The sequence below is a fragment of the Bradyrhizobium pachyrhizi genome, from assembly GCF_029714545.1.
Taxonomy (GTDB): Bacteria; Pseudomonadota; Alphaproteobacteria; order Rhizobiales; family Xanthobacteraceae; genus Bradyrhizobium; species Bradyrhizobium pachyrhizi.
Genome location: NZ_CP121667.1, coordinates 4633705 through 4647867, shown reverse-complemented (window position 1 = coordinate 4647867; position 14163 = coordinate 4633705). Strand labels below are relative to the sequence as shown.

At 63.1% G+C, this 14163-nt stretch carries 15 protein-coding genes; all 15 read right to left on the bottom strand.

Annotation, left to right across the window (positions count from 1 at the left end):
* Nucleotides 1–89 precede the first annotated feature (89 nt).
* The 15 genes from QA639_RS21755 to QA639_RS21685 all read right to left on the bottom strand — a co-directional run bounded on the left by QA639_RS21755 (nucleotide 90) and on the right by QA639_RS21685 (nucleotide 14150).
* Entirely contained in the window at nucleotides 90–755 is a 666-nt protein-coding gene (locus QA639_RS21755; protein ID WP_283087372.1) for a nucleoside/nucleotide kinase family protein, read from the bottom strand.
* 34 nt (nucleotides 756–789) lie between these two features.
* The gene (locus QA639_RS21750; protein WP_283087371.1) at nucleotides 790–1254 is read right to left on the bottom strand and encodes a nucleoside 2-deoxyribosyltransferase; all 465 of its coding nucleotides are present in this window, start codon (nucleotides 1252–1254) and stop codon (nucleotides 790–792) included.
* Between the two features lie 29 nt (nucleotides 1255–1283).
* A complete protein-coding gene (locus tag QA639_RS21745) occupies nucleotides 1284–3281 on the bottom strand; it encodes a hypothetical protein (RefSeq protein ID WP_283087370.1) in 1998 nt (665 codons plus the stop codon).
* A gap of 139 nt (nucleotides 3282–3420) precedes the next feature.
* A complete protein-coding gene (locus QA639_RS21740; RefSeq protein ID WP_283087369.1) occupies nucleotides 3421–3891 on the bottom strand; it encodes a hypothetical protein in 471 nt (156 codons plus the stop codon).
* Between the two features lie 196 nt (nucleotides 3892–4087).
* Nucleotides 4088–4417, bottom strand: coding sequence for a hypothetical protein (locus tag QA639_RS21735; RefSeq protein ID WP_283087368.1), 330 nt, complete (start codon nucleotides 4415–4417; stop codon nucleotides 4088–4090).
* Nucleotides 4417–4584: a hypothetical protein gene (locus QA639_RS21730; protein WP_283087367.1), complete on the bottom strand. Its 168-nt coding sequence runs from the start codon at nucleotides 4582–4584 to the stop codon at nucleotides 4417–4419. The genes QA639_RS21735 and QA639_RS21730 overlap by 1 nt, the downstream gene beginning before the upstream one ends.
* Before the next feature lie 37 nt (nucleotides 4585–4621).
* On the bottom strand, nucleotides 4622–5011 hold the full coding sequence (locus QA639_RS21725; protein WP_283087366.1) for a hypothetical protein: 390 nt from the start codon (nucleotides 5009–5011) through the stop codon (nucleotides 4622–4624).
* Nucleotides 5004–6170: an N-acetylmuramidase domain-containing protein gene (locus tag QA639_RS21720; protein ID WP_283087365.1), complete on the bottom strand. Its 1167-nt coding sequence runs from the start codon at nucleotides 6168–6170 to the stop codon at nucleotides 5004–5006. Before QA639_RS21720 ends, QA639_RS21725 begins: the two co-directional genes overlap by 8 nt.
* Nucleotides 6171–6183: 13 nt before the next feature.
* On the bottom strand, nucleotides 6184–7296 hold the full coding sequence (locus QA639_RS21715; RefSeq protein ID WP_283087364.1) for a phage late control D family protein: 1113 nt from the start codon (nucleotides 7294–7296) through the stop codon (nucleotides 6184–6186).
* A gap of 74 nt (nucleotides 7297–7370) precedes the next feature.
* Entirely contained in the window at nucleotides 7371–7592 is a 222-nt protein-coding gene (locus QA639_RS21710) for a tail protein X (protein WP_283087363.1), read from the bottom strand.
* Nucleotides 7592–8107, bottom strand: coding sequence for a phage tail protein (locus QA639_RS21705; RefSeq protein ID WP_283087362.1), 516 nt, complete (start codon nucleotides 8105–8107; stop codon nucleotides 7592–7594). The genes QA639_RS21710 and QA639_RS21705 overlap by 1 nt, the downstream gene beginning before the upstream one ends.
* Nucleotides 8108–8185: 78 nt before the next feature.
* Complete coding sequence (locus tag QA639_RS21700; RefSeq protein WP_283087361.1) at nucleotides 8186–11530, bottom strand: phage tail tape measure protein; 3345 nt, start codon at nucleotides 11528–11530, stop codon at nucleotides 8186–8188.
* Between the two features lie 200 nt (nucleotides 11531–11730).
* Nucleotides 11731–12006, bottom strand: coding sequence for a phage tail assembly protein (locus tag QA639_RS21695; protein WP_283087360.1), 276 nt, complete (start codon nucleotides 12004–12006; stop codon nucleotides 11731–11733).
* Between the two features lie 81 nt (nucleotides 12007–12087).
* A complete protein-coding gene (locus QA639_RS21690; RefSeq protein ID WP_283087359.1) occupies nucleotides 12088–12618 on the bottom strand; it encodes a phage major tail tube protein in 531 nt (176 codons plus the stop codon).
* 95 nt (nucleotides 12619–12713) lie between these two features.
* Nucleotides 12714–14150 carry a phage tail sheath subtilisin-like domain-containing protein gene (locus QA639_RS21685; RefSeq protein WP_283087358.1) on the bottom strand — a complete coding sequence of 479 codons (1437 nt, stop codon included), beginning with the start codon at nucleotides 14148–14150 and terminating at the stop codon, nucleotides 12714–12716.
* Nucleotides 14151–14163 lie beyond the last annotated feature (13 nt).

Below are 14163 nucleotides of genomic sequence, written 5' to 3'. Positions count from 1 at the left end.
CTTGCACCCCTCCCCATAACATCGGCAGAGATAACCTCCAGGAGCCCAGCCAAGGCGGGGCTCCCGATCGTCTGCGTTCCAGCCAGCCATCAGATCCGGCTCATCGCCAGCGTGGCCAGGCCGAACTGGACCTTCTTCGTGTGGGCGGAGCGTCCCTTCTCCTCCCAGTCCCGGATGGCGGTGTCGATATCGAGGTAGAGCTGCTCAACGCTCGAGTCGTTGTGGATCACGTAGTCCGGCTGCAGCAGATCGGTCCGCTCGCTGGAGTGCGCACCCCAGAGGACGCCGAACCAATCGTAGAGCTTCCGGCCGATCCAGCCCCACTTGAACTTCGCCGGCTTGGTGCCCGGACGCTTGATCATGATGACGACGCCGCCGAGCTTGCGGATCGCCTCCGCTTCGTTCGGGAAGCGCACGGAGTCGTTCATCACGGACTCGCCGTCAGCGATGCCGCGTGCCCAGGTGTTCGCCCACAGATCCTGGCTGATCAGCTGGCGGCCCCATTCGGTCCCGATCGTGATCTGCGCATAGCGCGAGGTGACGCCCAGTTCCGGGATCACGGACTCCTTGAGGTCGCCTTCCAGGTAGCGCGAGATCATCTCGCTCGACATGCCGTTCGCCTGCAGCAGCACGGCGAGCATCGCCCGGAGCGGCTCCGCGATGTGCTTGCGGCGGATGCCGTACTTCTTCTCCAGGTACAGCGCCGCCGTCGTCTTGCCCGACTGAGCGAAACCTGCGAGTCCAACTACCGTCATTTGTCTTCTCTCTCCTCGTTACAATTCAAGCAAATCAGCAGGCAAGCAGCTGCCTGGTCACATCGCAGGCGTCCCAGAGCGTGGGGACGCGGTAGCCGATGCAGTGCATGAGCATCGCGTGCTCGTGCGGATTGGTGGTCGGCTCGATCGCGGCGACGATCGGGATGCCCTTGGAGTCGGCCCAGGCGATCTCCATCACGGTGCCGATCGACACGGTCTTGGCGCCGAGCAGGTTCACCAGCAGCACGTCGCAGCGCATCGCGTCCCAGCGGTCGCGGATCGTCAGACCCTTGGGCGTCGACATCGGCGACTCGAGCCGTGCGGTCTCCTCGGCGGCGTTGGTGAAGATGCCGATCTTCCGCATGTGCTCCTGGTTGCGGAGCGGCGAGAGCGTCTTGATCCCGAACGGGCTGAGCAGGTCTTTCGCCTGCTCGCGCCAGTCGGTGGCACCGTCGTAGTTCAGACCTGAGATCGGGCCGGCGAGGTAGACCTGCAGCATTGTTCCTCTGTTTGCATTCATGCAAATGATCAGACATGCAAAGTCGGCGTCGGCACGCGCACGACCCGCTTCCCTGGGCGCCACTTGCCCTTCTGCATCGTCAGCAGCGATCGCTTGCCGTCCGGATACTGGATGATCACGGTGACCGCCCAGCCCGACAGACCCTTGTTGTAGCCGTGGCGCAGGTTCATGACGCCGGCCACGTACACGCCCTCCATGATCTCGGGGCTGTGCTTGTCGCCGATTGACATCTTGCGCCCTGCCCGCGCGAAGCCTGCCACCGTTCCCTTGGCGCCGTTCGCGCCGCGGAAGCCGTGGTTGCCGACCTCGATGCTGTCGATCAGATGGCTGTAGCCGTCATGGCACCAGACCACCCTGTCGCCGAGCTGCGGATACTTCATCCGGATGGCGTGTTCGAGCAGCGAGAAACGCGGCACGGGCTGGTCATTGTCGATGGCGATCGAGCGCCGTTCGACGTAGTCCAGGTATGCGTCTTCGAGCTGCAGACCGAAGCGGACGTTCTGTCCGTCGTTCCGGTACCGGCCTTCTCGGGCGTACTTCTCCAGCGCGATGTCGTGGTTGCCTTCCGCGACGACGAAGGTCCGGCCGCCGACCGTGACCATCGGCAGCTGGTCGATCAGGCCGAGGCCGACCGCCGTCATCAGGAAGCGACCACACTGGTCGACTTCCTCCTCCACGCTGTCGCGGCCCCGGAAAGCCATCTCGTAGCTGTAGGCGTTGTCGTGGACGTGGTGGTGGTTCCGCGCCTCGTTGTCGAAGATGTCGTGGCCGATGACGTTCTCCGGATCGAGGACGTCGACCATGCTGTTGCGATACTGCGCCTTGCCGCCCCGCATATCGAAGCCGAAGATGGCCATGCAGTTGGCCTGGTCCATCTTGCGGACGTGCAGATCCGGCATGGTGATCGCGCGGACCCGATGGCCCGTGGTCACCTCAGCGTCCGCCACATAGGCGTCGAGGTCATGGAACGCTCCGGTGTGGTCGTCAGCCGTGATCTGCCGACAGAAGACGTCGCCGTCCTCATCGAACTGCACCACAGTCGCGCCCACCACCTGGTGAAACAGCGACTTCACACCCGCCTTGCGCGGGATGATCTTCGGCCGCGTGCAGGCGCCCGACGTCATGACCTGGTGGGCCTGGACGTTGGGGTCATTCGACGGGACGCTCTTCAGCTGGCGCTTGGCGTGCGGGAACACGGCCCAGCGGCCTCGGCTGTACGTGACCAGGTCCGAGATCGGCTGCGACGCGGTCGGCAGCGTGTTCATCTCGCCGCAGAACACGAAGTTGTCGCCGATCTTCATCTGGCCGAAGCACAGATGCTCAGCCAGCTCGGGAGCGTACTCGCGCGCCTGCGGGTCATTCTCCGCCCACCACTGAGTCTCGTAGGTCCAAGGACCGACGATGATCTCAGCGTTGAGGTAGGCGGCATAGGCCTTCAGGTTGACCCAGAACTCCTCGTGCAGGAGCGCATCGTTCTGCGCACCCGTGAAGATGAAGTTCTTGCCGCGGGGGTCGCGGTACGGCGCGACGCGGAGGGTCTCGACCATCCAGGTCCGGGGCTTGCCCTCTTTCTCGACGTAGCGGCGGTGCTTGGCGGACCAGCTCCGCAACATCGGCGTGTCGACGATGACGGCTTCCGGATTGATGACCGGGTATTTCGATTGGGTGATGAGTTGGGTAACCTCGGCCGAGAGCGTCTTGGCCCGGATCAACGGGTCAAGTTCTTCGGCGGACAGTTCTTCGCCACCAGAGGTGACGGTAGCCTTGGGTGCAGGCGGAACGTAGAGCGACCAGTCGATCGCATAGTTCTCTTTGCGCTTGCGCTTCAGCGCCTCTTCGGCGCGGACCCAGTTCGGATAGTTGATGTTCTCACGGCGCTCGGCCGTCTTCGTCGCGGATGCAATGCCGCCGCGCTGCCCCTGGGGGTGATACCCCTCTCTCAGCAGGTCTTCGATGACCTGTTTTCTGCGGGCGCGTTCAGCGGATGGCGTTTGCGGCGGAGCCATTGTGTCCTTCGGAAGCTGTGGATTTCTTCCTCAGGCACTATCATAGAATTTGCTTGAATGCAAATGTACGGCGGAGTAATGCAAACGGCTGTGCGACGCTCAGCGGCAAGCCGGGCTCACCTGCTGAGCAGTTCCGCCCTCAGAGAGGACGACCTCCAAGGCAGCTCTTGTAAGCGAAGTCGGCGAACTGGGCCGGACCGCTGAATTTCCTCCGATCCGCTGAGAGAGCCACGCGCAGCAGTCGCTGAAGGAGATCGCGGTATTGGGGCGACGAGTAAAACGGCGGAGTGCTGGACGAAGGCTTGTCGCCGAGATGATTGATGACGTCGGTCTGGTTCGCCATCGTGTCGACGTGTGGGATCGGGTTCTCGACCATGTCATACCAGATCTGGCCGTAGTTCTTGTAATCGACGCACATCGGGATGCTCGCATAGATGCGACTGCACTCGGCCTCGTCTGCTGGGTTGTTGCTCTTGCAAACCTGCGAACTGACCTTGGCCGCCCAGGCATCACCATCCTGTACGGTTTCTCGGCGCTGCTGGGCGCTCGAAGGCACAACACTAAGAGCCGACAGCAAGACTGCGGCAGACAACAAATACGACTTGGACATAGCCCCACCCATCACATTCCCGCTGGGATTGTAGACGGACAGGAGACACAAAAAAAGAGCCCCAGCCGCCCTTGTGGACAGACTGGGGAGGTTTCTCTTTGTTGCCGGGCTCTCACCGGCTGCCCCTGAGCGCTCAGGGTCTGCGTGTGCGGTTTGGTGTCGGTAGATGGCCGGGGCGTCCCGGCCCGCACAGGGCTTATGCAGATTTCAGATTGAGGAATTTCGTGATGCGGTCGACCACCGCGTCCGGCATCGCCATCACCTGGTTCGAGAGGCCGTCCATCCGTTCGGTCAGACGGGCCTCGATCGCGCGGACGGTGTCCCAGGAAGCGTATTCCTCGACGACCTTCATCTTGAAGTCCGCCAGCTCTTTCTCGACGCCGTGGATGGAGTCGGCAGCGTCCTTGCGAACGCCCTCGACCTTGGTCTCCATGCGATACCAGACGCCGGAGATGGCGCCTACGACTGCGAGAAGCGGTCCAACAAGGCCCATCACGTCGGCGAGAGTCACATCGGCGAGAGCCATTAGAATTTACCGTCCTGTTCTGCCCGGTCGAGCAGGGCCATGCAGGCCTTAGTGTCGTGAATGTTGGCGTTTGCCGCGATCAACGCGGCCCTGTAGCGAGCGATCACGACGCGGGCATCCATGCCAGCCTTGATCGGGGGAAGCTCCACGGTGCTCGCCAGGCGCATGCAGGACTGGATGTCGATTTGCTCCTGGGGTGAGGCGTCACCGAATGTTTTGCAGGCTGCGAGCGTCAGCGGGAGACAGAACAAAACCGCCAGCCTTCGCAGGCCGGTGGCCCAGCTGCTTTTCATAGTCCTTGACCTTCTTTTCGAGAGCGGCTTTCGCCGTTTCAGCCTGCTTGAGACGTTCGGCCGTGCCGGCCTCGGCCCCCTGCTCTTCCCGGCACTGCGGGGACACTGGGGCGGGCGTTGCTGCTGCGTCAGCGAGCTGCTGTTTCAGCTGCTGCACCTGCGCGGTGAACTTGGCGGAGGTCGACTCGACTCCGCGGTGATGGGCGTAGGCGATGATCGCGCCCAAGAGCAGCAAGGCCGCGAGGGCCTTGCCGTACTTGGTTGCGAAGAACGCCTGGGCTGCCTTGATGGCCTTATCCAAGGTGGACTCCTGTCTGATGATCTGCGAGGCGGCGCTTGATCACGTCGCCGTAGAGCTGCCAGGTGATGAAGCCGACAGCGATCACGCCGACCCACCAGTACGGCGCGAGACCGGCAGCGAGGTCGTGGATCGAGTCGAGGACGGCCTTGGCGGTCTGCGCCTTGCCGACCATGTCCTGCGCCTGGTCGAGGATGCCGGTCTGCTGCGCGCCACCCACGGCGCCAGCGCCCACCAGGATCTTCGACACCAGCGAGCCCTTGTCGGCCGCCGCGACCGTCAGCGAGCCGGCGGTCCGGAGATCGTCGACCGTTGCTGTCTGGCGCGCGGGCGAAGGCTCGGCAGCCTGATCGGGTCCGACCTCGTCGAGGTGCGCGGTGGTCTCGTCGTTCGGATGGCCGGTGATCTTCAGGCCTTCCTTCCGCTGGAACGCGGAGGTCGCGCCAGTGGTCAGGTTGCCCCAGTCACCGTCGACCTTGCCGACCGCGTAGCCCAGCTCCTTCAGCTTGGCCTGGTAGACCAGCGTGATGCTCTTGCTCGGCTTGGCTTCGAAGCCGTTGGCCAGGCGGCGAGCCCAGACAGCGTCCGCGTTGCGCATGCGCGTGTCGTAGTTGTTCTGCTTGTAGCCGGCGCCGTTGTAGCCCTTGGCGAACTTGGCGAAGTCCTTGGCCACGAGATACTTGTCGAGCTTGCTCGACTTGATCTCTCGCACCAGGGCGTCGATCTGCTCGGGCACGCCCTTCGACAGCTCCTCCACCATGGCGGTCGCGTTGTCGTAGTGCAGGCGCTCGGCGTTGAAGCCCATGGTTTGGCCAAGGCCCCAGGACGCCGCTCTGTTGGCGACTTCCTCGTCGATCTGCCTCGCTTTTGCGATGACATTCAATCGACCGGACGAGGTGCCCTGGTCCTTGTACTGGGTATTCCGACTCCACTTCGGGATGGCGAGGCCCGCCTTGATGGCGTCCTTCAGCTTCATCGGCTTGTGGGACTGAAGCTCGGAATAGAACTTGTGCCGCTCGAAGAGCAGCGACGGGGTGTGGTTGTCCTGCTCGAACGGCTTACCCGAGGTCTCGCATTCCACGACGGCGAGCAGCGCGGACGCCGGCCAGCCGTTCTCATTCGCTGCCGCCACGATGGCGTCAACGATTTCCTTACTGAACATGTTGGGTCTTTCGTTAGAGGTCTTCGGGGTTGTGCCACTTCTCAGGCAGCGCGGTGCCCATGGGCTCGCCCGCCAGCGGCTGCAGCAGCATGTCGTCGGCGCGGTCGCTGAAGTCGGCGCCGTTGCCGGGTCCGCGGCATTCCAGCGTGGAGCGGATGCCGGTGCTCTTGATGTACGTGTGGATCGCTCGCTGCACGACGTAGGAGCCGTTCACACGATCACGCATGCCCGTAACCGAAAGCGTCTGGGTGTCTCGGATCCACGGGTCGCCCTTCGCGAGGTCGAAGGTCGCCTCGACCTGAGCGCGGTTGAAGGCCTCCATCTTGGAGTTGGCAGCCGCCGTCGCTTCCGCGGCCGACTTGAACCATTCGCCGAGCGGATACTCGCCGCCCGTCGACTGCCCGATCGGAGCGGTCGAGGACTGGACCCACTTGCGGACCTTGTCGTGCTCATCCCACCAGAAGGCCTTCACGCCGCTGAATGCGGAGCGCTGCATGTAGCGGACCTGCCAGTCGCCGAAGTGCTCGGGCTTGAGCACCAGCGTTGGCACAGGCTCGCCGCTGGCGTTCGTGATGGAGTCGCGCGGGACGAACATCAGCTTGCCGTCCACCACCTTCGCCACAGCGCCGTAGCGGCGCTCCAGCTCGTTGATGACGTGGAGGTTGCTGGTGATCTGGTTCTTGGTCTCGACCTGCTGATCGGTCAGGCCGGTGGCTCCCGCGAGCGGGATGCCGGTCTCGCCGGCAATGTCGCTGAGGATCTCGCCGACGGTCTTGCCGATGTATTCCTTGGTCGTGGGCGCCTTGTTCAGGTCGCCGAATTTGGTGGACGTTCCCGTCAGCTGCACACTGCGCGGCTTGCCCTTGTAGACGACGTCGACGAGATTGAAGGTTCCGAGATAGGCAAGGCCCACCTCTTTGTAGCCGAGATAAACGCCGATCTGGTCACCCGGGTCGATCGGCTGGATCGCCCAGTCGCGATCGTCGAGGGTGATGGTGCAGTTGTCGCCCTCGCCGCCTCCGGCGATCAGCTCGACCTTGATCTGCGTCGTTCGGTCGTTGAAGTTTCCCGTGATATCGATACCGCCCCTCATGACGCGGTAGATCGGGGTGTAGCCAGTGGCCATTTCCACTCCGCACAAAAGAAAAAGGCCGCCCCGAAGGACGGCCTGTCTGGCGAGGCATGCTCGTCAGGAGAGAGTTAGGTCCAGAGGAAGATCTGCTTGAGCACCGGAGGTGCATCCAGCTTCTTCGGAGCGTCTGGAAGGTTGATGGTGATGCCCAGCGGGAGCACGATGCCGTACAACTCGATCCCGGGGTTCTGCTCGATCACCCACTCAACGATACCGTTGGACGAATTGCCGTACCTGGCGAAGCAGATACGATCGAGCCGATCGAAAAGCTTGGTGATGTAAGTCGACATCAGATCCCCAATTTCGCGTTGTCGCCTGTGGCCGTCGGGATCACCACGCCGCCTGTGTAGACGTCGTCGCCATACTTCGTCAGCTCGACCGTGAAGTCGATTTTCTGGGCGATGCCGGCCGCGCCGATCTTCTGCTCGACGGTGCGGACGCGCTTGATCGCGTACGTTCCGACCAACTCGGCTGCGTATCCGACTGGATCCTTGAGCGGATAGAACCGCATCATCTGCATCGGCTTGCCTCGCGCGCCGGCCGCCTTCAGCCGCGCAATCGTGTCGAGACCACCGAAGTGGTACGGATAAAGCTTCCCGTCGATCGAGATGTTCTCTTCGCCGGGACCAACGAACTGCATCGCCGGATCGCGCGAGAGTCGATCGTTCGACACCCAGGTGAACTGGTGATCGCGCTGGATCGTCTCGAAGTTCGGCGTCTCGTGGTTCGGCAGCGGGACGTAGAAGAGGATCGTGTCGCTGCCGTCCGTGGGAGCCGATTCTCCCTTCTCAAGGACGGGAGCCATCCCCAACAGCATGAATGCCATAGGTTCCTCTCGGATTGTTGAAGGAGAGCCCGGCCCCGCAGGGCCGAGCTATTCGCGTTAGGTGTATTCGGACTCCGTGTCGTGGGTCCGCCAGTTCATCTGCTCGTCGACGCGGCGCTGGACCAGCGTTGCGAGAGCTTCCGGATCATGGCTGTTGCCATTGATGTGGATCGCGACGCTACCGCGACCGCCGCCGTCAAAGCCGCCCCTCATCGGGACGCCAGACTGCGGAGCAGCAGGAACGTTCTTGATCGCATCGGCTGCCGCAGGAACTCCGCCGATCGGGCTGTTGCCGCTGCCGGCGATGCCCTTCTCGTAGAAGTGGCGCCAGTTGATCGCCTTCTGCCGACCAGCACCCGCCCAGTCCGTGAACTCGTTACCGTCGACCTTGCCGGTCTTCGGATCGCGGAGACGGAGCCCCGGGATGCCGGTACGCGCCGAGCCGTTCGGATCGGTTGGCAGGCCCTGATCGGTGTAGCCACCGATGACGTGGCTGCCGGCGAGAGCGCGGTCAGTGTAGGCGTTGTACTGCTGGTACAGCTTCGGATTGGCACGGAGCTTGGCGATGGCAGGTCCGAGTTCGCCTCGACGGATCGGGCCATAGAAGCTTCTCGGGTTGATCCGACCGTCCGCCGAATAGCCGAGCATCTGTCGCATCGACTTGCCCTGCATGTCCGAGCGGTTCATGAGGCTTTCGATCGTTCCGCCTCGGCTCGCGCCCTCGGTCATTTGCATGGCCGCGAGGTGCAATCTCAGGTTCGGATCGTTCTCCAGCTCCTTGCCGAACTTCTCGCGACGCGCTTGGAGGAAGCCGTTGCCGCTGAGTCCCTGGCCGACGCTCATGTCTGCCGGGCCGCCATCTGGGATGCTGGTGCCGACACCGCCTGCGCCGCCTACGCCGCCACGACGGATGATTCCGCCGGACCCAACACCGAAGTTGGGCAGCGCGCCGCCCGGCGTGACGTTCTTGATCAGGGCGTCGGGGGTGCCGACGCCACTGAGCAGACGCATGCCGCTACCGCCTCCACCGCCGCTCCCGGAGGAGCCAGCGCCTTCGTAGGCATAGCCGAGACCGCCACCGCGCCGCATGGCGCTGAAGTCGGTGCTCATGAGGCCTGCGCGTTCGATCTTGCCGCCGAACTTGTCGAGCTTGTCACCCAGGTAGTTCATCGGGTGGACGTCGGCCGGGTTGAAGCCCGAACCGGACTGCAGCTGGTAGCGGGCCTTCTTGTCGTCGACGATCCGCTTCTGCCAGTGCTCGTAGGACTCACCCTTCTCCCTGATCCTCGACTTGCTCACTCCGGTGTTCTGGAGAGCTGTAGCGATGCCGGCAGCCAGTGCCGGCGTACCGAGGATGGCACCCAAGGCGCCCATGAGAGTCACGAACGACGAGAGGACCGAGATGACCGGACCCAGGATGACGAGCGCGCCAACCAGTGCGATGATCTTCGCCGTGAAGCGCCCCATCGCCTCAGCGTCGCCGTTGCTGCCGAAGTAGTTGGCAAGCTTCGACATGATGTTGGAGATCATTTCGCCGACCTCACGCAGGCCGGTCGCGAATCCACGGGCGAACTTGAACCAGCTCTCCGTGTTGCCCATGCTGCCGTCGCCGGGCTTGCCGAACATCTTCTCCAGCAGGTCACGGAACGTGCCAGCCTTGCCGAGGAAGCCCTCGGTCAGGCCGTTCAGGACAGCCGTGAGCTTGTCCTTCAGGCCGCCGGTCTTAACCGCGCTATACCAGTCAGAGACATACAGGCTGAGCTGCTCGACGAACGGCTTGAACGTGGATCCAAGCTCGGTCTTGAGCACCTTCCAGGTGGCGCTGATGCGGCTCATCAAGAACTCGAGGCTCTTGCTGTACTCGTCCCACGCCTCGCTGATGAAGTCGTTGCCTTCCTTCTGGCCTGCAGCTTGCTCAGCCAGCTCCTTCGTGCGCTTGAGCATCTCGGGAGACGCGATCATGTTCGCAAGGAACCGACCGAAGTCTGCGCCGAACATCGCTGACATCGCCTTCTGGCGGTCGAGCGGCTGCTTGATCTTCTGGAACGAACTGATCAACTTGAAGATGGCGTCGTTGGGGTTCTTCTTGATCTGCTGCTCGATCTCACCGTACGAACCGTAACCCAGCTGACCGGGCAGGCTCATGAACAACCGATCCTTCTCGGACCGGTGATGCTTCTTGGTGATCTGGTTCGACTCCATGGTCAGTTCGGCGAGCGTCTCGCCGAGGCTGCCGAGGAATCGAGCGGCCTGCTGGCCCTGAGCACCGGCCTGGATGGCCGAGGCGCCGAATGCCAGGGTGGACTGCTGGTTCATGCCCAGCATCGCACCAGAACCCATACCGGTGCGGAGGAACGAGAACATCTGGTCGGGGCGCGCGGCGGTCTTTGCCGCCAGAAACGCAGCGATGTTGCCGAGGCGGCGAACACCACCGATGTCCTTCAGTCGACCGGCACCAAATTCCTGCGCGATCGCGTAGCCCATGCCGTCCATGGCCTGGTCCACCTCGACGCCGAACGTCTTGGCGAGCATGGTGACCATCTCGCCCGTCTGCTCGGACATCCTTTCGGGGACGCCGGCCTTGGCTGCTTCGACCACGGTTTGCATGTAGCGGGCCGGGTCCTGACCCAGCTGAACGGACTTCGGAAGGATCCGCTCGCGGAGCCCGGCAAACCCACCAGGGAGATCCTTCTCGTCCATGTTGATGCGGGCGTTCGCTTCCGCACGATCCATGTCGGTTGCTGACCGGATCGACGAGCTGACTGCGCGTCCCGTGCCGTAGGCGAGCGCGCCGCCGACTAGGCCGGCCTGGAAGGCGCCGCTTCGAACGGACCCGGCGACGGTGCGCATCGACTGCGCGAAAGCCGCTCGGGACCGCAGGGCTGCCGCCCTCCTCTGCGCATCCATTCGTTGATCTCGCCGCCACTGTGCGGCACGAAGATTCCCTTCGGACACACCCAGCTGCTCGACAGCCTTGAGGTACCGGCCGTGCTCCTTGTTGTAGATGGAGCGATAGGCCTGGTGGTACTTGACCTTTTCCCTCAGGGACTCGCCCAGTGACTTCTTCTCTTCGCCGTTCGCCTTCTGCCAGGCGCGCACATGACCCTGAAGGTCGCGCCTCATGCCGGCCCAGACTCGAGCGTTCATCTGGCCAAGCTCGCGAGCTTCCTTGGCCATGTCGGTGTATTTCTTGGTCAGGCCGTTAATGGCCTTGCCGGCTCCCTGCAGGTCTTTCATGACCTGGGGCGACACGATCGGCGTCGTTATGGCGTTCTTCGCGAAGCTCTTCTGGATCTGGTCCTTGAGCTTGTTGATCTTCGCCTGGAGGGATGCGATGGCCGGCGTGCCGCTGGCACGAAACTCCAGCTCCGCGATCATCTTCATATGCTGTTCGTCGGCCATCCCAGCTCCATCTGGATAAACAAAAGAAAAAGCCCAGGGCTACTTGCCCTGAGCTGCCTTGATTGCCTCAGCGTCGCGCTTGTTGAGCGCTTCGACGCCGTCGGCGACGAGGATGAAGTCGTCGAAGTCCATTCGATCCACGGTTTCGAGCGTCCAGTGGAAGCGCTCGAAGACCGGAAATGCGTCGACGATGATGCGACTTATTCGCTCGTCATGGGCTTCAAAAAATCCTCGAACCACTTCTTCATGGGGCCGAAGTCTTCGACGTCGACCTCAGCGATCACCTTCTCGTCGACCTCGAAGAGGTCCGCGAGAACCTTCTCCATCGCCGCGATGGCGTCCTTCTCCATGTTCTTCACGAAGTTGCGGAGGTCGCGCACCTTCGGGCGGCGAGCCTTCAGCTCGACATACGTCGCGCCGCGGTACTCGAAGGGATGCGAGAGGTTGAAGATTTCCTGCTTGATTTCAGTTGCCATTGGTTTGCACACCTATGCTTGGGGGAAAAAGAAAAAGGCCCCGCCGGATGACGGGGCCTGAGTTGGGAGCCTGGCTAAGCCTTAGGAGGTGAAGCCGAGGATCCGGCGCGCGTTGGCGCTCTTGTCAACGCCACCGATGATGGTGACCTTGTTGAAGACGTCGATTTCGGCGACGTTGTTGCCGTCGACGACGTGCTGGTAGTAGTTGGCGCAGACGTTGATGGTCATTTCGACCTTCTTGCCGGCTTCCGCCTTGCCCGTCTTGATCGCCTTCACCAGACACAGCGTGGTGATGACGACGCCCTTCTCATCGCCGCCCGGCGTGAGCAGGTAGCCACGGAAGGTGATCGGCACGTCGAGCGAACCCGGGCCGTAGCCCAGCTTCGTCCAGATCTGCTCGTCCCACACATGCAGCGTGAAATCGAACTCGATCTTTTCGACGCCGAAGGGGATTTCGACGGTGCCGTCCATGCCGCCGCCGCGGAACTCTTCCACGGCGATGTTGATCTCGGGCGGCTGGAAGTTCGGCGCTTCACCGATCTTGCCGACGCCGTCGATCCAGACGGTGAAGTCCTGGAGAATGTTGGAATCGCGAAGATTGCTCGTGGTCATTTGTCTCTCCGGCCACGCCGAAGCGCGCCCGATCCACGAGGGATCGAGCGGCTCGGTTGGCTCTTATTGGGTTGTTGGTGAGTGCTACGCCTGCCTTAGCCGTTGGCGGCGATCGACCGGTTGAACTCTTCGATGAAGTCCACGTAGTACTGCGGGTTGCGGCGAGCGCGGAACTGCAGGTGCTCCAGGAGCGCCGGCGGTTCGAGGTCGAAGTCGACCGACAGTTCACCAGCGGCGAAGGTCGCCGGGGTGTTGATGTTCGCGTCGATCCAGCACTTGCCGCCGATCAGCGCGCCGCGCGAGCGGAGCAGTCGGAGGTAGGAGTTGACGTCGAGCTGGATGTCGGCGAGCAGCTGCAGGCTGAACGGCTTGTCCATTCGGCTGCGCTCGGCGCGCTCCAGGCTCTCGTACACCATGTCCGCGGTGCGGCGAACCGAGAGGTGCGCCCAGAGCGGGTCGGTGCCGGTGCCGCGCACACCCCAGAAGCGGAAGCCGTCGTCGTGGATGACGGTCGTGATCTGGGAGGCGTTGAGCATGTTCGCTTCGCAGTCGCGGTCGTTCGGCATGAAGTCCACCGGACGGGCGGGGCCGCCGATGTTCTGGATCAGCTCGTTCGAGAACGTGTACCAGAAGCCCTTCTCCTCATCGACGCGCGCCTGGATGCCGGCCGCATAGGCCGAAGCAGGCTTCTGCACATAGACGGAGGTCTCGGTATCCCAGCTCAGAACACCCGGATCGATGATCGCGATGCGCTGGCTGCCGTAGTCCTGACGAAACTCGATCGCGTCTTCGTACGAGGTGCCGGGGCCGTCGAGGAACGCCACCGCACGGAGGCGGTCGACGATCGAGGCGAAGGAGACGCCGACCGGATTGGCGACGTGGCCGAGCGTTGCGGTAACCGCAGCGCCGGTGCCCGCGCCCGTGACGGTCACGGTCGGGACTTCCTGGTAGCCGTATCCGGGGTCGGTGATGATTGCGCCGGTCAGCTTGCCGCCGACCACCTGGGGCACAGCCTTTGCCTGGCGACCGCCAGCGGCGGGCGGAGCGATGGTGATGGTCGTGGTGGCGAGGACGTAGGCGGTGCCCTGATCGCCGATCACGAGATTGCGCAGACCGTTGGTCGGGCGACCGCTGGTCAGACCAGGGGCGACCAGCAGCTTCGGCACGACCTTGAGCATCGGACGCGCCTTCAGCAGCGACCAAACGCCGGTCTTGCCCGTCGGCGAACCGACGGCGTTCGACCAGCTCTCTTCCTGGGTCTCGCCTTCCGCGACGCGGGTCACGACGATCACAGCCGACTTCTGGCTGTAGATGGCGTCGACCGCATCGAGCAGCGTGCCAGTGGATTTCAGCTGACCCGCCTTCAGTGCGTCGGCGAAGACCGGCACCGGAGTGTTGAGCGGGAAGATATCCGGGTCAGCGTCCGGTGCGGTGCCGACCAAGCCGATCACGTTCGACTTGACGGTCTCAACCGGACCGGAGGGGCTGTCGAGTTCGATCGTCTCGAGGCCGTGGAGGTATTGAACAGTCATGGGTTCTCCAAAA

What these genes read in the sequence shown, in the direction of transcription:
- QA639_RS21685 (WP_283087358.1), bottom strand. Translation starts at nt 14,150, where the DNA reads ATGACTGTTCAATACCTCCACGGCCTCGAGACGATCGAACTCGACAGC.
- QA639_RS21690 (WP_283087359.1), bottom strand. Translation starts at nt 12,618, where the DNA reads ATGACCACGAGCAATCTTCGCGATTCCAACATTCTCCAGGACTTCACC.
- QA639_RS21735 (WP_283087368.1), bottom strand. Translation starts at nt 4,417, where the DNA reads ATGGCTCTCGCCGATGTGACTCTCGCCGACGTGATGGGCCTTGTTGGA.
- QA639_RS21700 (WP_283087361.1), bottom strand. Translation starts at nt 11,530, where the DNA reads ATGGCCGACGAACAGCATATGAAGATGATCGCGGAGCTGGAGTTTCGT.
- QA639_RS21695 (WP_283087360.1), bottom strand. Translation starts at nt 12,006, where the DNA reads ATGGCAACTGAAATCAAGCAGGAAATCTTCAACCTCTCGCATCCCTTC.
- QA639_RS21755 (WP_283087372.1), bottom strand. Translation starts at nt 755, where the DNA reads ATGACGGTAGTTGGACTCGCAGGTTTCGCTCAGTCGGGCAAGACGACG.
- QA639_RS21745 (WP_283087370.1), bottom strand. Translation starts at nt 3,281, where the DNA reads ATGGCTCCGCCGCAAACGCCATCCGCTGAACGCGCCCGCAGAAAACAG.
- QA639_RS21705 (WP_283087362.1), bottom strand. Translation starts at nt 8,107, where the DNA reads ATGGCTCCCGTCCTTGAGAAGGGAGAATCGGCTCCCACGGACGGCAGC.
- QA639_RS21720 (WP_283087365.1), bottom strand. Translation starts at nt 6,170, where the DNA reads ATGTTCAGTAAGGAAATCGTTGACGCCATCGTGGCGGCAGCGAATGAG.
- QA639_RS21750 (WP_283087371.1), bottom strand. Translation starts at nt 1,254, where the DNA reads ATGCTGCAGGTCTACCTCGCCGGCCCGATCTCAGGTCTGAACTACGAC.
- QA639_RS21710 (WP_283087363.1), bottom strand. Translation starts at nt 7,592, where the DNA reads ATGTCGACTTACATCACCAAGCTTTTCGATCGGCTCGATCGTATCTGC.
- QA639_RS21730 (WP_283087367.1), bottom strand. Translation starts at nt 4,584, where the DNA reads ATGCGCCTGGCGAGCACCGTGGAGCTTCCCCCGATCAAGGCTGGCATG.
- QA639_RS21715 (WP_283087364.1), bottom strand. Translation starts at nt 7,296, where the DNA reads ATGGCCACTGGCTACACCCCGATCTACCGCGTCATGAGGGGCGGTATC.
- QA639_RS21740 (WP_283087369.1), bottom strand. Translation starts at nt 3,891, where the DNA reads ATGTCCAAGTCGTATTTGTTGTCTGCCGCAGTCTTGCTGTCGGCTCTT.